General features: G+C 53.8%; 18 protein-coding genes and 1 tRNA gene. 4 read left to right on the top strand and 15 right to left on the bottom strand.

The features are described 5' to 3' along the window. From ACFPOF_RS00745 to ACFPOF_RS00735, 3 genes are all read right to left on the bottom strand, one after another. Positions 1-1182, bottom strand: a complete 1182-nt coding sequence (locus ACFPOF_RS00745; protein WP_378128633.1) for a phosphoglycerate kinase — start codon at positions 1180-1182, stop codon at positions 1-3. 502 nt (positions 1183-1684) lie between these two features. Next, on the bottom strand, positions 1685-2695 hold the full coding sequence (gap, locus tag ACFPOF_RS00740; RefSeq protein WP_378128631.1) for a type I glyceraldehyde-3-phosphate dehydrogenase: 1011 nt from the start codon (positions 2693-2695) through the stop codon (positions 1685-1687). Positions 2696-2819: 124 nt separating this feature from the next. Next, positions 2820-3842 carry a sugar-binding transcriptional regulator gene (locus ACFPOF_RS00735; RefSeq protein ID WP_378128629.1) on the bottom strand — a complete coding sequence of 341 codons (1023 nt, stop codon included), beginning with the start codon at positions 3840-3842 and terminating at the stop codon, positions 2820-2822. A 243-nt stretch (positions 3843-4085) separates the two neighbouring features. Between ACFPOF_RS00735 and ACFPOF_RS00730 the strand changes: the two genes are divergently transcribed. The 3 genes from ACFPOF_RS00730 (at position 4086) to sda (ending at position 5410) form a co-directional block, all read left to right on the top strand. Next, positions 4086-4160, top strand: a tRNA-Arg gene (locus ACFPOF_RS00730). A 173-nt stretch (positions 4161-4333) separates the two neighbouring features. Continuing rightward, positions 4334-4918, top strand: coding sequence for an ATP-dependent Clp endopeptidase proteolytic subunit ClpP (gene clpP / locus ACFPOF_RS00725; RefSeq protein WP_378128627.1), 585 nt, complete (start codon positions 4334-4336; stop codon positions 4916-4918). Between the two features lie 210 nt (positions 4919-5128). Beyond that, positions 5129-5410: a sporulation histidine kinase inhibitor Sda gene (gene sda / locus ACFPOF_RS00720; protein ID WP_378128625.1), complete on the top strand. Its 282-nt coding sequence runs from the start codon at positions 5129-5131 to the stop codon at positions 5408-5410. Between the two features lie 183 nt (positions 5411-5593). Here the strand turns inward: sda and ACFPOF_RS00715 are convergent, their stop codons facing one another. The 11 genes from ACFPOF_RS00715 to dgoD all read right to left on the bottom strand — a co-directional run bounded on the left by ACFPOF_RS00715 (position 5594) and on the right by dgoD (position 17041). Further along, a complete protein-coding gene (locus ACFPOF_RS00715; protein WP_378128623.1) occupies positions 5594-6361 on the bottom strand; it encodes an SIMPL domain-containing protein in 768 nt (255 codons plus the stop codon). Positions 6362-6484: 123 nt separating this feature from the next. Continuing rightward, positions 6485-6754, bottom strand: a complete 270-nt coding sequence (locus ACFPOF_RS00710) for an HPr family phosphocarrier protein (protein ID WP_094042918.1) — start codon at positions 6752-6754, stop codon at positions 6485-6487. Between the two features lie 102 nt (positions 6755-6856). Next, positions 6857-7792 carry a DNA-binding protein WhiA gene (gene whiA, locus ACFPOF_RS00705; protein ID WP_378128621.1) on the bottom strand — a complete coding sequence of 312 codons (936 nt, stop codon included), beginning with the start codon at positions 7790-7792 and terminating at the stop codon, positions 6857-6859. 3 nt (positions 7793-7795) lie between these two features. Then, positions 7796-8785, bottom strand: coding sequence for a gluconeogenesis factor YvcK family protein (locus tag ACFPOF_RS00700; protein ID WP_378128619.1), 990 nt, complete (start codon positions 8783-8785; stop codon positions 7796-7798). 4 nt (positions 8786-8789) lie between these two features. After that, positions 8790-9686 (bottom strand): RNase adapter RapZ, encoded by an 897-nt coding sequence (gene rapZ / locus ACFPOF_RS00695; RefSeq protein WP_378128617.1) that lies wholly within the window; start codon positions 9684-9686, stop codon positions 8790-8792. Between the two features lie 109 nt (positions 9687-9795). Then, a complete protein-coding gene (locus ACFPOF_RS00690; protein WP_378128615.1) occupies positions 9796-10749 on the bottom strand; it encodes an ROK family glucokinase in 954 nt (317 codons plus the stop codon). 49 nt (positions 10750-10798) lie between these two features. After that, positions 10799-11746, bottom strand: a complete 948-nt coding sequence (gene trxB / locus ACFPOF_RS00685) for a thioredoxin-disulfide reductase (protein WP_378128613.1) — start codon at positions 11744-11746, stop codon at positions 10799-10801. 50 nt (positions 11747-11796) lie between these two features. Continuing rightward, on the bottom strand, positions 11797-13527 hold the full coding sequence (locus ACFPOF_RS00680) for a tetratricopeptide repeat protein (protein ID WP_378128611.1): 1731 nt from the start codon (positions 13525-13527) through the stop codon (positions 11797-11799). Between the two features lie 283 nt (positions 13528-13810). After that, complete coding sequence (locus tag ACFPOF_RS00675; protein ID WP_378128609.1) at positions 13811-14923, bottom strand: SGNH/GDSL hydrolase family protein; 1113 nt, start codon at positions 14921-14923, stop codon at positions 13811-13813. Positions 14924-14930: 7 nt separating this feature from the next. Beyond that, positions 14931-15899, bottom strand: a complete 969-nt coding sequence (locus ACFPOF_RS00670; RefSeq protein WP_378128607.1) for an aldose epimerase family protein — start codon at positions 15897-15899, stop codon at positions 14931-14933. Between the two features lie 26 nt (positions 15900-15925). After that, positions 15926-17041, bottom strand: coding sequence for a galactonate dehydratase (gene dgoD, locus ACFPOF_RS00665; RefSeq protein ID WP_378128605.1), 1116 nt, complete (start codon positions 17039-17041; stop codon positions 15926-15928). 117 nt (positions 17042-17158) lie between these two features. Here dgoD and ACFPOF_RS00660 point away from each other — a divergent pair, with 117 nt between their 5' ends. Further along, entirely contained in the window at positions 17159-18073 is a 915-nt protein-coding gene (locus ACFPOF_RS00660; protein WP_378128603.1) for a helix-turn-helix domain-containing protein, read from the top strand. A gap of 98 nt (positions 18074-18171) precedes the next feature. On the opposite strand, the gene ACFPOF_RS00655 is transcribed toward ACFPOF_RS00660, so the two are convergent. Beyond that, the gene (locus ACFPOF_RS00655) at positions 18172-20079 is read right to left on the bottom strand and encodes an ADP-ribosylglycohydrolase family protein (RefSeq protein ID WP_378128601.1); all 1908 of its coding nucleotides are present in this window, start codon (positions 20077-20079) and stop codon (positions 18172-18174) included. Position 20080: the final 1 nt, after the last annotated feature.

Here is a 20080-nt window from a genome sequence, read left to right as displayed (position 1 = left end):
CTATTTGTCGTTCAGGGCTACGACGCCCGGAAGTTGTTTGCCTTCCATGAATTCCAGGGAAGCGCCGCCGCCCGTGGAGATGTGGTTCATTTTATCGGCCAGGTGGAACTTCTCAGCCGCAGCAGCGGAGTCGCCGCCGCCGATAACCGTGTAAGCCGCCGTGTCAGCGCATGCTTGCGCAACCGCGCGCGTACCGTTGGAGAAATCGTCGACTTCGAATACGCCCATCGGTCCATTCCATACGACTAACTTGGAGTTCTTAATGACCTCCGCGTAGATTTCACGCGTTTTCGGTCCGATGTCAACGCCTTCCTTGTTCGCCGGAATGCCGTCGATGCCGACGATATCCATGTTGACAGCCGACTTAAAATCTTCGGAAACGACGATATCGACCGGAAGGAGGAACGTTTTGCCGAGCTTCTTCGCCTTTTCCTTGAACTCGAGAACGAGGTCCAGCTTGGAGTTGTCGCAAAGCGACAAACCGATCTCATGACCTTCCGCCTTGAAGAACGTATAGGAAAGTCCGCCGCCGATGATGATATTGTCCGCGATCTCGATCATTTTGTTGATAACGTCGATCTTGTCCTTAACCTTCGAACCGCCCACGATTGCCGTAAACGGACGCTCAGGGTTGTTCAACGCTTTGCCAAGCACGTCCAACTCTTTCTCCATCAACAAGCCGGAGACAGCCGGAATGTGGTGCGCGATGCCTTCCGTCGAAGCATGAGCGCGGTGCGCAGCGCCGAACGCGTCATTCACGAACAGATCCGCAAGCGAAGCGAATGCTTTCGCCAATTCAACGTCGTTGCTCTCCTCGCCCGGGTGGAACCGCACGTTCTCAAGCACAAGCACGTCTCCGTCCTTAAGCGCATCAACTTGCGCTTGCACGCTTGCGCCAACCACTTCATCCGCTTTCGCAACCGGCTTGCCGAGCAATTCGGACAAACGGGCAACAGCAGGCGTCAGACGCAACTCTTCGACAACTTCGCCTTTCGGACGGCCGAGGTGGCTCGCCAAAATGACTTTCGCGCCCTTCTCGATCAAGTATTTGATCGTAGGCAGCGTCTCGCGAATACGCGTGTCGTCCGTAATGGCGCCATTCTCGAGCGGCACGTTAAAATCAACCCGGACAAATACTTTCTTCCCTGCAACATCGACGTCTCTAACGCTTTTCTTGTTCAAGAGTCAAACCTCCTAGGGGATGCTTGGTTGTATGTCTCCGGGCGCAAAGCTAGGCTCCAAGCTAATGGAGCCTTGCTCTATGTCCTTATGTGTATATCGGTACTTCGAGCGGCGCGAGTCAGCGCGCGGAAGTGCAACGCCCTTGACCTTGCACTTGAACTTCGCACTTCAAGCGGCGCAGACAGCGCACAGAAGTGCTAAGCCCTTGACCTTGCACGATGAGCGGCGCCAGTCAACGCGGAATCGTGCACGCATTTGCTTCGGACTCGCAGCGCGCGCAATCGCGCGAATCGAATCCCCCGCCCGCTCCTAAGTAAAGCGTAGTCCCGGTTTGCGAAGCAAATCCGGGACGTAGCGATCTATGCACATTGTAACCCCCACCCGCTCGTCGGTCGATCATACGGCAATTTGCGGGTGTCCGGAGGGCGCGGCCCTTTGGGGTCCCCCTTCCTGGAGGAAGGGGGATTTAGGGGGATGGTCGAAATTTCTTCGAAGAAGAAACTTAAAGACCTTTAGAAGCGATGAAGGCAGCCAAATCCACAACGCGGTTGGAATAGCCCCACTCGTTGTCATACCAGGAAACGACTTTAACCATGTTGCCTTCGACGACCATCGTTGACTGTGCGTCGATCGTGGAAGAAGCCGGATCGCCGTTGTAGTCGCTCGAAACGAGCGGCTCATCGGAGTAGTTAAGGATGCCTTTCAGCGGACCTTCTGCAGCAGCTTTCAGAGCCGCATTGATTTCTTCAACTGTTACGTTGGATTTCACTTCAGCAACGAGATCCGTTACCGAAACGTTTTTCGTCGGAACGCGGAACGACATGCCGTTCAGTTTGCCTTTCAATTCCGGCAATACGAGGCCGATCGCTTTCGCTGCGCCCGTGGAAGAAGGTATGATATTTTCTGCGGCAGCGCGAGCGCGGCGCAGGTCTTTGTGCGGCAAGTCAAGCACTTGCTGGTCGTTCGTATAGGAGTGGATCGTCGTCATCATGCCTTTAACGATGCCGAATTGGTCGTTCAATACTTTCGTGAACGGAGCCAAGCAGTTCGTCGTGCAAGAAGCGTTGGAGATGATCGTGTGAGCAGCTGGATCATATTTATCTTCGTTGACGCCCAAAACGATCGTGATGTCTTCGTTCGAAGCAGGAGCGGAAATAATGACTTTTTTGGCGCCGCCTTTGAGGTGCAGCTCGGCTTTTTCTTTCGCCGTGAAAATGCCCGTGGATTCGACGACGATTTCCGCGCCAACGGAAGCCCAAGGGAGGTTGCCCGGATCGCGTTCTGCGAACACTTTGATCGTTTTTCCGTTGACGATAAGAGCGCCTTCGCCCACTTCAACGGTGCCGTTCAGACGACCATGCGTAGTGTCATATTTCAGCAGATGAGCCAGCGTGCTGACGTCCGTCAAGTCATTGACCGCTACGATTTCTACGTTCGGGTTGTTGAGGGATGCGCGGAAAACGTTACGTCCGATACGTCCAAATCCGTTAATACCCACTTTTACTGCTGCCATGGTTGGTTCCTCCTTGGAATTAAAGCTTTTTTATATGTCAGGCGCCAAAGCGCCGAGACCTCGTTACCTAATAGGATTACCCGTTATTCGAGCTTGAAACTGCATCTGATCGCTTCGCTGCGAATCATACGTGCTTTAATGCCTCGGCAGCCGCCGCTTCGTCCGTCACTAGAACGTCGTCGTGACCGAATCTCATAACCGAAGCGATCGCTTCTCCCTTGCTTCGACCGCCCGCGATGCCGATGACCAATCCAGCCGACTCGATATCGTCAAGCCTGAGCCCCGCCGTCGCCATCCGATGCACGACCTTCCCCGCCCGGTCAAAATAGTACCCGAACGCTTCCGCCAGCGCACCGTCTTTCGCAAGCTCATCTTTCGTTTCTTCGCTGAGCTTCCTTCTACTCGCCATTGTGATCGCGTCTCCGATACCATGAACGACGATTCTCGCGCCGCGGATCATATCGACCACTTCGCGAACGTTAGGCTCCTGCATGATCGTCTGATAGGCTTCTTCGCTCAGATGATCAGGCACATGGAGCATTCGATAACGCGCTCCGGCTCTCTTGGCTAGCTCCGCAGCGATCGTGTTCGCCTGATAATCGACGCTCTCGCCCAAGCCGCCTCTTGCAGGCACGAACCAGTTGTCTTTCCATTGCGATGGATTGGAAAATTGCGATGCCATCCGAGCCATCGTCGACCCGCCCATAACGGCTACGACATCCCCCGACGATAGGCTCTCACGCAGTACGCGGCTGCCGGCCCTGCCAAGTTCCATCTTCGTATGCTCCGATTCGTCCGAATCCCCGGATACGATAATGACCCGCTTCAATCCGAACGCCTCGCGCAGTCGATCTTCCATGTCCGATAATCCAAACAGTTCCTTGACGATCGGCTCCATCTCTTCGACTAGCTGTTTACCGCTCGCGCTCAGCGTCATGCCGGAAGGCGCCATATCAAGCAACCCTTGCGCACGCAGAAGTTCGAGCTCGGCCCGCAACACCCGCTCCGTCATGTCGACGCTTGCGGCTAACGTACGTCTGCCGATCATCCCCGCCAAACCGATACGATGAAGAATGTCGTACCTCTTCTCCATCACTTGCAAGATGTCGGGCAACAGCTTTTTCTGAATATCAACGATTTTTCGCATAGTTCCCGCTTTTCCTCCCGAGACCGGATGGCTTTTGCCGGCTTCGATGCGAATGTTGTGGCGACTTCGATTGATTGGGACCTAAAATGTCCCGCATAAACCTTTTTAGTCCCACCCTTATTTTAGCTAAATTTCGTCTTTCGCGCAAGTATTGCCGTACACGAAAATTACAAATTTAAAAACACCGTAAACCCTTGCATTCTAACCATCTGCGGAGTATAATAATTTTTGCTGTATTAGCGAGCGCCCGTGGTCCAACGGATATGACGCAGCCCTCCGAAGGCTGAGATTGAGGTTCGATTCCTCACGGGCGCGCCAACTTTTATCATTGAACTTAACCCGACCATGACATATGGTCGGGTTTTATTTTTTTGCTAGCAGCCACGCCCAAACATCTCTTTGACTTTCTTTGACTTTTGTTCGAAGATTCGCTATGATAAGAAAACCGCAAGCGATTCATAAGATAAACAATTATGAGGAGGGACGCCACCATGAGTTTCGTACCAATGGTTGTCGAGCAAACCAATCGAGGAGAACGGGCTTACGATATTTATTCCCGGCTGCTCAAAGACCGCATTATTTTCCTCGGAACGCAGGTTAACGATGTTGTTGCCAACTCAATCATCGCCCAATTGCTTTTCTTGGCGGCCGAAGATCCCGAGAAAGACATCCACCTGTACATCAACAGCCCCGGCGGCTCCATCACGGCGGGTATGGCTATTTACGATACGATGCAATTCATTAAGCCGGACGTTTCCACCATCTGCGTCGGTATGGCCGCTTCGATGGGAGCGTTCTTGCTAGCAGCAGGCGCCAAAGGCAAACGGTTCGCGCTTCCGAACAGCGAAGTGATGATTCATCAGCCGCTCGGCGGAGCTGAAGGTCAAGCAAGCGATATCGAAATTCGCGCGCGCCGCATCTTGAAGCTTCGCGACAAGTTAAACGGTATCTTGTCCGAACGCACCGGCCAACCGCTGGAACGTATTGAGAAAGACACCGACCGCGACAACTTCATGGAAGCCGAAGTCGCCTGCGAGTACGGATTGATTGACAAGGTCATCGACAAAGTGAACTAAATGCGTCAAACTCCGACTCCCCCAGCGGGATGTCGGAGTTTTTTTGTAGGTAACCCCCCTATATCACACTCCCCCTCTTGTGTCAACAAAAATTCAAAACTTTGAATGCCCCCTCTTCGGCTTTAACAATTCATGATATGCTATTTCCAGAGGTTATTCCAATTGCAACCAGTTATAGCGATCTCCTAGGAAACCTAGAGGAGGGAATTTATGTCTAACCGAGCCTATCCGTATTTAGTGAATACCACTTCCGAGAACCTTTCGTCTTCCGTGCCTTCGCGCAGCTACTACGAACGCGAACACGACACCCATATCGACATGATTGCAGCCCGCCGACTCAGCGACAAAGCATCGTTGCTTCGCCCGCTGAAGGATGAGCATCTGCTCGAGGTTTATCGTGAAGCCAAGAAAATGAATCTTTCCGCTGAATTCATCGAACTGCTTGAAGAAGCGCTTTCCATTCGGCAAATGCATCAGTACAAAGAAGCTTAATCTGCTCAGAACTTGCAAGCTTTGCCATGGAACGCCCCCGGCAACCGGGGGCGTTTTTGTTTCGCCTCAGATCATATTCCGGCCATATAACCCCAATAAAAAATGAGTTGCCTGAATGCCGCTACGAAGCGGCATTCGGGCAACTCATGTGATTAAAGGTAATACGCGATAAACTGACCTCGTTTACTGCATTTCGTACTGCACTGTCACTTGCGCGCTGATCTCGATTTGTCCGGTCTGCACTGAAGTCGCCGCTGGAGCCGCCGACATTTTCGCCATCGAGTCGAACATGGCGCCTGGGTAAGGGATCGGGCTGGTGCCTGAATCGCTCTGCACAACGTTGATGACACCTTTGAGTTGCCGCTTCGAAGACGTGGCGAGCACTCCGGCTTTGGCAGCGGCGTTGTCCATCGCCTTCTTGAGCGCATCAAGCTCATATTGCTCCCGCTTCTCGGTCGAGAACTGCACGCCGTTGACGCGATTGGCACCGGCAGTCGTTAAAGCATCGAGCAGATTGCCGATTTCCGTCAGCTTGCGGTAAGACACCTGGATGGAGTGAACGGCAACGTAACCTTTCAGCACCTGTCCGTCTTTCTCTGTGTAGTTGTACTCGGGTTGCACGTCAAAACCAGTTGTCTGCACGTCTTTCTTGTCGATGCCATACTTCTCGTACAACACTTTCTCGACGCCCGCGAATTTGGCCGCATTCGCTTGCTGGGCATCCGTCGCTTTCGCTCCGCGCGTCTCTACCGCCACGTTTACGTAAGCGATGTCCGGATTTGCTTTAATCGATCCACTAGCGCCAACCGTAATCGTGTAAGGTGTCGCCCCCGATGCCGCCGCCGTTTCCGCCGAAGCCACGTTGCCCACTCCCCTTCCGAATCCGATCCAAGCCACCGTCAACACCATCGCTGCGGCTACAGCCCCTTGCAACCATACGCGTCCTTTCAAACGAAACAACCACCCTTCGCTTGTTATCATGCATTATATCTGACGTGCCTGACTAAACAATTGTTTTAAAATATTGTCCAAAAACGCAAAAAGCTCCCATCGGGAGCTCCATGCTACGGTTGCTTATTGGTTTTCGAGTTCTTCTTTGCTGACCAACTGGACTAAAGCGGTTACAGCCTGCTCTGCGTCCGAACCTTCCGCGCTTATCGCGACTTCCGTACCGGAGCTGATCGCCAAACTCATTATGCCCATAATGCTCTTCGCGTTTACTTTCTTTTCATCCTTCTCCACGAAGACGTCAGAGGAGAATTTATTGGCTTCTTGCACGAATAGTGCCGCCGGTCTGGCGTGAAGTCCCGTTTTAAGCCGAACGACTACCGGCTGTCTCGTCATGGACCGGATACCCCCTATCTTTGTTCGTCCCGCGCGTCGGGACCCCCGAGCTACAGTTTCCAACCTATTATAACACTTAAGTGAACAAATACGCCATACGGATTATGCCCCGCCATTCCGGATTTTTTCCGCCCATTCGTCGAGCTTCCGGAGTCGATGGTTCACGCCCGACTTGCTGACCTGCCCTTTCAGCAGGTCGCCGACTTCTTTCAGATTAATATCCGGATGCTGCAGTCGAATTTCCGCGACTTCCCGCAATTTGTCCGGCAAGTTGTTCAAACCAACTTCTTTCTGAAGCAACTTGATGTTATCGATCTGCCGCACGGCCGCCCCGATTGTTTTATTCAAGTTCGCCGTCTCGCAGTTGACGATTCGATTAACGGAATTGCGCATGTCCCGCATGATGCGAACATCCTCGAATTTGAACAACGCCTGATGCGCGCCAATAATGTTCAGAAATTCGATGATCTTCTCGCCTTCTTTAATATAAAGAATAAAGCCCTTCTTCCGCTCAATGAATCTGGCGTTCAAGTTGAACTTGTTCGCCAGCTCGACGAGCGCCTGGCAATGCTCTTCGTACATCGACGCAATCTCCAGATGGTACGAGGAACCTTCCGGATTGTTCACCGAGCCGCCGGCCAGGAACGCCCCGCGAAGATAAGCTTTCTTGCAGCACGGCTTGCGGACCAGATTTTTGTCGATGCTCGGATGAAATAGGAATCCTTCGGAGACGATCGACAAATCGTTCAAAATATTTTCCGCGCCCGCCGGCACCCTCACAACATACACATTGTTTTTTTTCAGCCTCATTTTCTTCCGCACAAGCAATTCGGTCACGACTGTAAAATGCTTCTTCAGAAGGGTGTATATCCGACGTGAAATCGCGGCATTCTCGGTGGCGATGTCGAGGATCACCCGTCTGTTCGACAGGGAGATCGTTCCGTTCATGCGGATAAGCGCGGATAGTTCCGCCCGCTGGCAGCACTCCTCCGCGTCGAGCATCGTTAATTCCTTTTTCGTCAGCGCCGCAAACGACATGTCTTATTCCCCCTTTCGCAGCATCCAATCTTCGACCAGATGATAAATATGATCGCTTAATTTCGCAGCATCATGACGCAAATATGTCCTGAAAAGCACAAGAGTATCCGCGATGACTTTGTAACCGCGTTTTGTCACTTCCTCCAAGTCCAGATGGACTGCGGTGGAGCCCTTCTCGGCGTACAAGTCTTGTACTTGCGGCGGTATCTCCCCATCGTTCACGATGACATAATCGAATAAATGATGACCAATATGCGCATGTACGGCAGCAAGATGGTCGCTGACCGAATAGTTGTCCGTTTCGCCCGGCTGAGTCATGACGTTGCAGATAAACATCTTCACCGCTTGCGATTGCACGATCGCCTCGGCCAGCTTGGGTACGATCAAGTTCGGAAGAATGCTTGTGTACAAGCTGCCAGGCCCGATCAGAATCGCATCTGCATCTTGAATGGCTTGCACTGCCTCAGGCAGCGGCTCAACGTCAGCAGGTTCCAAAAACACTTTGCGGATCGCTAGCCCCGATTTCGGAATCGTCGATTCGCCGACGACAATCGACCCGTCCTCCATCTCTGCCTTTAGGACGATTGCATGGTTCGCCGCCGGCAGTACGCGACCGCGTACCGCGAATATGCGGCTAAGCTCCGTAATCCCCGTCACGAAATCGCCCGTAATGTCAGTCATCGCCGCCAGAATGAGATTTCCCAAGCTGTGTCCAGCTAAGCCGGTTCCGGAATTGAACCGGTATTTTAGCACTTCATACAGCAGCGGCTCCGTGTCTGCGAGCGCAGACAAAACGTTGCGAATGTCACCCGGTGGAGGAATTTGCAATTCTTCCCGCAAAATCCCCGAGCTGCCACCATCGTCCGCTACAGTAACAATCGCCGTAATGTCGAGCGGCTTCTGCTTTAATCCTCGTAACATGACGGACAACCCCGTACCTCCGCCGATGACGACGATACGTGGTTTACGACTCAGCGTTTGTCGCTCTTTCATCCCTTCACCTCGGATCCGCCCGGTCGCGATCGGAATCGCGGTGGCTCACTCTCACCTTTTCGGTATCGCTGGATCCAAGCATGCGTCCCAAATATTCCGCAAGCGCAACGGAACGGTGCTTGCCGCCCGTACAACCGATCCCGATCACGACTTGGCTTTTGCCTTCCTTGTGGTAGAGAGGGATCAAATATTGGAGCATGTCGAGAAGCTTTGTCAAGAACGTCTGCGTCTCCGGCCATTTCATGACATAGTCGTATACTTCAGGATCTACACCCGTTTTTGGTCGAAGACTCTCGACATAGTGCGGGTTCGGAAGAAAACGAACGTCGAAAATCAAATCCGCATCGATCGGAACACCGTACTTGAAACCAAATGAAGTAACATTGATATTGATATGATTCCGGTCCATGTTCGTGAACCGGCCCATGATTTTCTCCTTGAGCGCCGCTGGCTTTAAGTTGCTCGTATCAATGACTTGCGTCGCCCAGCCCTTCAAGTCTTCCAGAAGCTTACGCTCCGAATGGATGCCTTCGAGAGGCAAACCTTCCGGCGCGAGCGGATGCCTTCTGCGACTTTCCTTGTACCGTTGCACGAGAACGGAATCAGTCGCATCCAGGAACAAGATCTCGTAGTGGAACGTATAGTGCTCGCGAATATGACTTAGCGATTCGGACAACGCTGTAAAAAACTCTCGTCCTCGCAAGTCGATAACAAGCGCAATCTTCGCGATCCTTCCCTGGGATTGCTCTATCAGTTCCGCAAACTTCGGAATTAGCACGGGGGGCAAATTATCGACGCAGAAAAAGCCTAAATCCTCCAGGCTTTGTACTGCGATCGTTTTCCCCGCGCCCGACATTCCGGTAATGATAACAAGCGTCGGTTGCATTACGATCGAATCCATGCCCATTCCTCCCCGGTAACAAACGACGGCTGTACGATAGATGAATCATCCGAAATAAGAGACGCCCGCTCCGCGATTAAGAGCAGCGGTGCCGGGCGCCTGTTTCATGTTATGCGCGAAGGAACAATCCTGCCGCGCCCACGATTCCGGCATTATTGCCAAGCTCTGCAGCAACGATCTCGACGCCAATACGCGCCCTGTCCGGTGTCAGCTTGTCGAACACTTCGCGAATTTGCTCAAACAAATACTCGCCGGCCTTGCTAACCCCGCCGCCAAGAATAAATCGTTGCGGGTTAACGACGACGGCTACAACAGACATCGACTTGCCCAAGTAGAACGCTGCCCGTGCGACGATACGCTGCGCGGCTTCGTCGCCGGCTTTCGCTGCGTCGAACACGTCCTTCGCCGTCAGTTCGCCCTCTACCAGGCTGAGCGTCGTCCGATCGCCCCGAGCAACGGCGTCCTTCGCCATACGAATAATGCCGGTAGCCGACGATACGGTTTCCAAGCAGCCCATCTTGCTGCAGCCGCATTGGATCGCTTCGAGATCAGCCACGATCGCTAAGTGGCCAAGTTCTCCTGCCATACCCGAGAAACCCTCGATCAACCGATTGTTCAAAATAATGCCGCCGCCGACCCCGGTACCGAGCGTGTAGCAGACGCAGTTGGCGACGCCTTTGCCCGCGCCTCCCCAAGCTTCGCCGAGCGCAGCCACGTTGGCGTCGTTATTGATCTTGATCGGCTTTCCGATCTTCTCTTCCATCATTTTCTTTACCGGAACGTCACGGAAGGGAAGGTTCGGCGAGAAATCGATGATTCCCTCCGGAATATTGAGGAATCCGGCGATGCCGATACCGACACCCGCGACAGCTTCCCATTCCGGAGTTCCCGGAGGAACGAGCTCCTTGACGTAGGACGCAATATTGGACAGCACGGCATCGGCCCCATCCGCAGCCTGTGTCGGTCCTTCGAATGTGCGAACCAGCTCTCCCGCCGAATTACATAAACCTACTTTGATGGCGGTACCGCCCAAATCCACGCCTACATACAACGATTCTGACATTTTTGTCGACACCTCATAAGAAATTAATGATGTTTAATAAACTGGAAAGTTACAGCGTCTGGCTCCAATCATGAACGGCGGAGTTTTCCAGAAATTTCTCGCAATCGAGCGCAGCCATGCAGCCGCTGCCCGCCGCCGTGATCGCTTGGCGATACTTGTGGTCCTGCACGTCGCCGCAAGCGAATACACCCGGCACGTTCGTCTCCGTCGAGCCCGGCTTCACCTTAATGTAGCCGAGTTCGTCCGTCTCGATCTGGCCATCCAAAAACTTCGTGTTCGGCGTATGGCCGATCGCGACGAACAACCCTTGCGTATCGAGAATCTCTTCTTCTCCGGTCACGTTGTTGCGCACTTTAAGTCCGGTAACTCCGTGATCTCCTGCGATGACTTCAACCGGCGTCTTATTAAGACCCCACAAAATTTTGTTGTTCTCACGTGCGCGGTCTTGCATGATCTTCGATGCCCGCATCTCGTCTCGACGATGGACAAGCGTAACCTCGGATGCAAATCGCGTAAGGAAATTTGCCTCTTCCATCGCCGAGTCGCCGCCGCCGACAACGATGATTTTTTTACCCCGGAAGAAGAACCCGTCGCATGTGGCACATGTGCTGACGCCCCGTCCAACATTGTCCCGCTCTCCGGGAATTCCCATATACTTCGCGGAAGCGCCCGTGGAAATAATGATCGTCTCCGCCTGGAGCGTCTCGCCGCCTTCTAGGCTAAGGGTGAACGGCCGCTTCGACATGTCGACCGCGTTGATCCAGCCGGTACGGAACTCCGCGCCGAAGCGTTCTGCCTGCTTGCGCATGTTCGCCATCAAATCCGGCCCCATAATGCCTTCCGGGAAGCCTGGGAAGTTCTCGACTTCAGTCGTTGTCGTCAACTGGCCGCCTGGCTCCGGCCCTTCGATGACGAGCGGATTCAAGTTTGCTCTTGCCAAGTAAATTGCTGCCGTCAGTCCTGCAGGACCAGTGCCGATTACGATTGATTTATGCACGTTTTGCTCCTCCTTGTTGCGCAACGCATAATGCAGATTGCGGAATATTCTCAATTAAACGAAGGCGTCGTCAAATCCAGCTTCTCACGAATGCCGCAAGCTTCGTCGATCCGGTTCGCGTAACGGCTGATGCTCGCTTGGGAGACACCGTAACGTTCGACCAGATCCGCATAAGTGACCGTTCTTCTGTGCATTTTCGCCGTCCAGTATTCCAACGCGGCTGCCCATCCCGTCGATTTATGCAACTTCGGCACTTCGGGATAGACGCGGGACAAATAATCGACCCATAACGTCATCATGTCGTGCTGCTGTACAACGTCGTAACGACCTGACATGCCGTCGAGCGCCAGTTCCAGCACCACCTGCCAAGAGCTGTCCCACACGGGGAGCTTACCCGGCTTGCGCCGAGCCTCTAGTGTCAATGTCCGACCACTGAAAGTGACGACAAGCGAATCCTGAACGCCGATGGACCTCAGGACGAGCACCGCCACCCGCTTCAATTCGTCTTCCTCTTCCGCATCTACAAGGAACGCCTTGAGCGCATCGACCACTTCTTCGTCGGCTACTAGGCCGAGTGCTTGAATAACCTGCACCTTTGTCCGGCGATCCCCATGTCGAAGCGCCCAGAAGAATGAGGAGCGTATTAACGGATCGCGCTTGAGCGCTTCCGTCACCTGTCCCGGATTTTCCGACCATTGCCGAAATTGCTCCTCGAACGGAAGATGATAATGGTAATGCGTCGGCGCGCGTTCATCTCCTGCCCGCACCTTTTCAAGCCTCCGCAAGTAAAAGGCCGGCACTGGGGACTCGGCATCGAGACGCTCTGCTTGTTTCCAATGCTTCTCCGCATCGTCGTACTTTTTGAGATTCGTCGCGGCTACGGCAGCGAAATGATGCAGGCTCGGTTCGTTCGCCAGTTCCCCCGTGCGAAGCAACCGACGAAAATGGGAGTAGGCCTCGCGATGCTGCCCAACGATGCCAAGGGTCGTCGCAAGCTTAAACACATGCTCTGGGTGGATTGGCACCGTCTTATTCAGCTTGGCGACAAGCGTCTGCAGTTGCCCTTCCCGATTCGAATGCTGATAGAAGATGGCCAAGTTGCACAACGCATGCAAATTGCCCGGTTCCGCCTCCAGCACTTCAGAAATCGTAACAACCGACTTCTCGAACAGGCCCATATAATAGTATGCCAGTCCCAAGTTATTCCTTGCAGCGAGAAAAGCCGGATCCCGCTCGATAATTTCTTCCAGCATCTTCACAGCTTCCGCGAAACGCCCCGCTTCAAGCAGTTCGCGAGCTTTGTCATGCGCGTATATATTTTCCTTCGCCTTGATCGTCGCCAGCTTCGTGGGCCGATTCAATTCGTAATGCAGCAGGTCAAGTAATTCATCCGATTCGTCCAGAAATTGCCCTTCCGTGTCGTTCTCCAAATATCGAACGAGCGCCTCTTCGGCCGCCTCGAAAAGTTCCATATTGGCGTAGTTGTTAGCCAGGTAATAGTAGCACTCCGTCATCATCGGATCGATCCCGTCCAGCACAGTGCGAAGGATATCGTTCGACTCCTCGTACCGCCCCATCTCGGACAGAATGCCTGCCATGTTACAATGGTTAACTGGATTTTCCGGCTCGTACTCGACGGCGCGGCGGAAGTATTTGAGTGCCTTGTCGTAATGGTACCGATCCAGAGACTGAACGGCGCGTTCGAAGAAAAACGTCGCATCTAGACGCATCGGGATCACTTTGGGACGTCGGCTCTGAACCGCTCGTTTCCGCTGACTCATCGGCAAGGCACCTCCTCGTTGTGTCTATCACGTACGTCTTTATCACCCCCGATTATAACACAGCGCGCGTCGTCCATGAAACTATCTCCCATGAGCGCCTCGCCTAACGACACGAGAAGAACCTCCAATTCCGAATGAATAACGGATTGGAGGTTCTTCGCTTTCGAGTTGACTCGACAGCAGGAGCGATGCAATTGTAAAATACTTAGACTTTTCAAAAAAGAGTGCGGCGTGACGCCGACGGATTACGGAAAAAATGCCAGCGGGTAGGACGGTTAAGCAATCATTGACCGGGTGAGATAATTCCGACAAAAGCAAGCTGGAAGCGGCTACCCCGGCAGCGTTCCCGATTGCCGTGAACGACTTCGATCTCGCACAGATGCTCACCCGCCGGCAGATCGTCAGCAACGGTAACGGCAAGAAACCACCCTTCCTCAGGGCACCAATCCGGACGGTCCAGCTCGACGCTGCGCCAGTCTTCTCCGTTCAGTCTGTATCGGAAATCGGCGCTTAAAGTACCGAAATCAAGTCCAAGCGTAAACCCCCGGCCTTGAAACGAAAAACACAGCCTGGATCCGATCGCAGACGTTACCAGACATTGGTCTATCCATTCCAGATGCGGCCAGCGTCGCAGACTCCATGGTCCCTCTCGCCTGATCCGCGTCAAATCTAACGTCCAGCCGTTCTCCCAATTCCCCGGGTTTAGCGGCACCGGAAGCGTTATGCGCTCCGCTTCGCAAGCAGCGTCTACAGTTTGGCCCCCCGCCCCCAACTCCCGCTCCAGAAATCCGATGACGCTCTGGGCGTAGCAGAGGCTCCCCCTGCTGGTCGGATGCAGCCCGTCGGGAAGCCATTCTTCCCACCTCATCATTCCTCGGGCGACTTCCTGCCAGGCATGAAGCCCCATCCATACCGATCCAAGCCCATAATGCTCGGCTAGCTGTTCGAAATCCGAAATGGACTCCGGCGTCTTCCGATTCGCCATGTCTTCGTACATGTCCTGATTGTAGGTATAGGTCAAGACGACATCGGACGTCCCATCAGCCAGCAGCTTGCGAAGAAGTCCCTCACGGGTTTGCGCCCGTCTCTCCCTGGGTACATAATAATCATTGACCGCGTACTCTACGAATACAAGATCGCATTTTCTTTGCAGGATATCCCTTTCCGCCCGATAGACGGCCAATTCGCTGCCCGTTGCGCCAATCGCCGCGTTCTCGACGCGAATGGATACTCCGGGATAACGTTCCACCAACCAAGCGATAACAGCCTCCGGCCAATTATGACGGGGTCTCGCGTCCGTAATGGAACCCCCGAGAAACCCTACACTCAGTTCCCCGCCCTGAACCAGTTTCCGCAGCGTATTCTTTAGTCTGCTTCGATGCCGGATAATTTCCATAGCTGCATCACCTCTCGTCACGCGATGTCAAACGAATCTTGAAGCTCCAAGTCACAGAAGAAAATCCTTCAACCGCCTTTGCCTTGCCCAAAGCCGTAGCGAATTCGACGCTATCCATATAAGCCGTTGCCGGTTCAATGGCTGCATTGTAATCGCCCCACAAAGCTCCGTTGTTCACCCACACAGCCAAGTAAGGAACTTCATCAGGGTTGACGATATATTGCAATGACTCTCCGGTTTGAGAATCGGCTATTGTAACCAAGCCTTCATGAAATGTCTGCGTGAACCAATATTTCTCGGCATGAACCGCCCCGTCGGCGAACAACTCCGATAAATCCGTTTTCGCGCCATCGGTCGTCACTGCCTGCGGATAAGGACTGAACCCTTTTTCCAGCTGCAATCTATTTCCGAACGTAAACGGAACTTCGATCTTCACCTGATGGGGTTCTGCCGCCAGCATCATCCCTTCCCGGATAGCCAGTAGCGCGTGCGGCGCCCACATATAGGTAAATCGGTGCGGAGTCGGATTTTCGAGCCGATATAACAGCTCGACTGTTCTTCCGGATAGTCGATAGGTTTTGCTCAGTCGATAGGGAACCTGCACGCCTTCTACCCACATTTGCGCTTCTTCCGGAGATACCCGACTTTCCCACGGAAGCGCCCACACTTCACCGTGGTCCGGGAAGGAGGCCTGCCTCCAACCCGGATCGGCGCCGGCACAGGGGAGAATGGTCGGGAACATTTCGTCCCAGCCGCTGCGATCGCCGTCTTCCCAGTTCATCCCGTAGGACAGCGGCTCCCATTCCCGGTCATTCCCGAACAACCACTCTCTCCCCGTTTCAGCATTTTGCAGAGAAACGACTTTGCTGCCCCGGCCGGGAACGATCTCTATGCGAATGAATTCGTTCTCGCCGACTATACTCGGGTAATCTCTATAGGACGACTCGCGCCAATCGCCCGCGCCTTTGCTCAACATGCTTCCTCCCTCCGGACAAGGCGATTCTACCAGTCCGCAACAGACCCGTCATCCGCATGGAACTCTCTTGGCAAATCATAATCGCCTTCGTACCTAAGCTCCTCCAGCGCGTCTTCCCGAAGCTCGATCCCCAGTCCGGGCGCCGTCGGTACGGATATGTACCCATCTTGTATGACGAACGGGCATTTCAGCAATTTCTCTCCAAGCTCAACTTGCTCCTGGGCCAGGAAGTTCGGAACATTAGCGGCAAGTTGAATGCTGGCGGCAAGATTGACAGGTCCCAGCGGATTGTGGGGAGCGATTGCGGCATAGTATGTTTCTGCCATCGCGGCGATTTTCTTGCCCTCGAGAATGCCTCCGCAATGCGCAAGGTCGGGTTGCAGCACGGCCGCCGCTTGCTTGTTCAGCACATCGCGAAACGCCCATTTCGTAAACAGCCTTTCGCCGGTCGCAATCGGAATGACCGTAGAACGCGCGATGGTTGCCATCGTGTCTACGTTTTCCGGCAGGCACGGCTCTTCGATAAATATAGGCCGGAAAGGCTCGAATTGCTTGGCAAGCTGGATCGCCAACGCCGGGCTGATTCTTCCATGAAAGTCGACGCCGAAATCCACTTTCGGACCGATCGCTTGCCGGATAGCCTCCATCCGCTCCGCCTGTCGTTCGATATAGTAAGGAGGCTCCAATGTTCGCGCGACAGGAAGCGCCGTTTTGACCATCGTGAAGCCTTCTTTTACCGCCTGAGCCGCGGAAGCATATACTTCCTCTGGCGTATCTCCGCCAATGTGCTTATACATCCTGATCCGATCGCGGACAGCCCCGCCAAGCAACTGGTAGACCGGAACGCCTAACGATTTGCCGAGGATATCCCACATCGCCTGCTCTAGTCCGCTAATCGCGCTCGTCAATATCGGTCCGCCCCTATAGAAGGTTCCGCGATACATGAGCTGCCATAAATGCTCGATCCGGCGAGGGTCCTGTCCGATCAAATGCGGTTTCAACTCATGGACGGCCATCTCCACCGTGCGTGAGCGCCCTTCAACGATCGCCTCTCCGTAACCGACAATACCCTCGTCCGTAGACATTTTCAGAAATGAAAACCGCGGCCTGACATGGATAATCTCAATCCCTGTTATTTTCATTTGTCATCCCCCATCTCATCCTCATGTTCCTTATCTGTAGTATAATAACGGAATAAGGCACTCGTCTTTATCCCGTCACGTCATTCCTTTACTCTTTCAGGACATCAGGAGGAAGACATGCTTCAGACTTTACGCAGCGAAAACCAAAACTACATCAATCAACATTTCTCCAAGCTGCCTGGCAAAGAAGCCACTTTCTTCATCCAGACGTTCGGAGCGTTCGACAATCACCGCGACCATCCGCTGCATCGCCATTCCTTTGTGGAATTTTGCTATATTCTGTCCGGGTCGGCCGTATATTCAGAGGGGGAGACGGACCATCAGATTGTCTCGGACACCCTCTTGATGACACCGCCCGGAACTTGGCATAAGCTTTCAAGTACACATGGCATTCAAGTGATCTGGCTCGGATTTAATGTCATTGAGGCAGAATCGACGGCCTACGGCATTCATGCATACGAGCGGCTCCGGACTTCTCCCGTACGCATTGTGTCAAACTGCGGGAACACCCTCTCCGCTAGATTGTGGAAAATGCTGTACGAACAAGCGGCAAGCCCCTTCGTACTGGGTGCCGAAATTTTCGGCCACCTGATTCATGCCCTGTTTGCCGCGCTGTGCGATCAGTTTACACGCCCTGAGGACAATCGTTCTTTCGAAGAAAACAATCGTCCCAAGCGCTCGTCTTCGATTCTCCTTCATCAGGCCAGACAGTTCATCCGGGACAATCTATCGCAGGAACTCCACCTGAATACGGTAGCCGAATATTTGCATGTGTCTGGGCGTCACCTTTCCCGGATCTTCACGAGCGACCTCGGCATCTCATTCTCCCGTTATTTGCGGGAAGAGAAAATCAGAAGAGCGGTTCATTTGCTCACAGAATCCCCAATGTCCATCAAAGAAATATCGAATGAGGTCGGATGCGATACAGTACAGTATTTCACCAAAATTTTCTCGAAGGAGATGGGCATCTCGCCCGGGCGGTATCGCGAGGAGGTTGCGAGCCAAGCAACCGAGCCTGTATTCCTGCAATAAAAAACGCCGATATGGACGAGAGAAGTCCAACATCGGCGTTATTCATAATGCCTGTCGCTTAAGCCGGCTCCAATCGAATACGATCGATCCAGCCAACATCAGGAGATAGCACTGGAAAGATCGATAAACCAATGCGTGAAGTTGGGCTCCTTGGCGAACGGTAAGTCTCCTCTGAAACCACTGCTAAACTCAAAGCGGTTGTCCGAACGGACAATTTTGTAAATCAGCAGATTATCGCCCTGCCGCAAACGCACGGGAATTTCGTCATTATAAGGCATCCATAATGTGTGTTCTTTGGCTTCGCCTTTCAGTTCGCCGTTCAGCCAGAACTTGTAGGCGTCGTTATGTCCGATGACGGCATACGCATCCCGTTCGACCGGAGAATAAAGATGCTGTACGACGTACACACACGATTGCCCCAGGTGCCCGAACAGCTCGTTCAGCCGCATTTTGTCCATATGCATGTTAACATGCAGGCCTTCGAGCGTGTCGATGCCCGCGAACGATTCGTCGATATACGGCCTTTCGATATTGACGTAGTTGTTGAAGTTGGCCCGGCCGCTCGGCCTCCCTCTGTAGAACGGATGCTCATCATGCAATCGCGTATCGTAAATGTCCCAGAACGGGCCGACAACCTTCACGCGAGCCGCCCCGGCCAGGCCGAAGCGTGCCTCGACCACTGCCCCGTCCGGCCCCGACCACGTGATCGCGTTGATGTTCGTTTGCGGGATGAATGCGACGTCCGGCTTCACTTGGAACAGCAGCGGGATTTCCAACTGCCCGCCTGCCTCGACCTTCACGTCCACCCGCTCCAGACTTGCCGTCAAGCTGTCCGCACATGCGATTCGCACACTGCCGACATGCGGTCGGGCACTGCGATTATGCAGGACTAGCCTCACTTGAGCCGTTTCGCCGAAGCCGATCGAAGGCTGACCCTCGTATATCGTATCGATTGCGTACAGAGGCTCGGGCCGACGTTCCGGCAGCGAAGGCTTCACATGCGCCGGAATATCGGTGAGCTCGATCTGCAGCACTCCGTCCCGGACCAGCGATAGTCCTGCGGCGCACGTGTCTTCCGCCAAATCCCGAATACGCAGGGAGCGTCTGTTCAAGGGAAACCACATGACATATTCCTCGCCCATACGGTCGAGCCATAAGGCGGGGATGGCGTCGGCCCCGAGAATCTGGCCCAGAATGGCGCCGGATGTCGCGGCCGTACAATCCGTATCGTAACCGCTGTTGACGGCAATCATCATCGTCTCAGTGAAATCCCCCTTGCCGAGCAGCAAAGCCAGCACGGTCAGGCCGATATTTTGCACGCAATGCGAAGCGTCGGGTGAAGCGTATTGCCGCAGCATTCGCGCTCGAATGTCCTGCCAGCCTAAGCCCTGGAGAAAGCCGTCGCGAACGAATCGGATGCAGCGGCTGAGCTCCGAATCGTGCGGAATAAAGCGCATTCCATGCTCGATCAGACGCAGCAGATCAGTCTCGAAGAACGCTTGCGCTTCGAGCGCCGCCAGAAACTGCTCGCCCTGCACAGCCAGCATGTCGTGATCCAGAATCCCGTCCTGATAAGCGTACTGGGCGGCTACCTCGGGGTGGCCGGGACTAATGAAGCCCCAAATCTCCGAACGGATCGGACAGCCCATCGAATTGCGGAAATAATCGTTGTTGAACACGCCGGAGTAGGGCGGGGCGATGCCCATTCTGTAGTTTTTGACGAAGTAACCGTATTCGTTGAACGGGTACCAGCAATGCTCCAGCCAGCCGTCCGCCAGATCGCGGCTGTCGATCCGGCTGCCCTTCTGTTCCAAGACGTGAAGCCATAAAATCTGCAAGTCCAGATCGTCATTGGGCGGGATCTCGTCCGGAAATACGTCGTTTACCGTAAAGTCCAGCAAGTCCTTGTTGTTTTCCATCCGCGCTCCGATCGTCCCGCCGATGCATTTGCCCAGCCAGCCGCCGTGAACTTTATTCAAATAATCGCGATAGCGCATGCGCAGCATG

It is taken from the genome of Cohnella soli, assembly GCF_042655525.1.
Classification (GTDB): Bacteria; Bacillota; Bacilli; order Paenibacillales; family Paenibacillaceae; genus Cohnella; species Cohnella soli.
The sequence above is the reverse complement of the archived record's forward strand: the minus strand, read 5'-3'. Positions and strand labels throughout refer to the sequence as shown.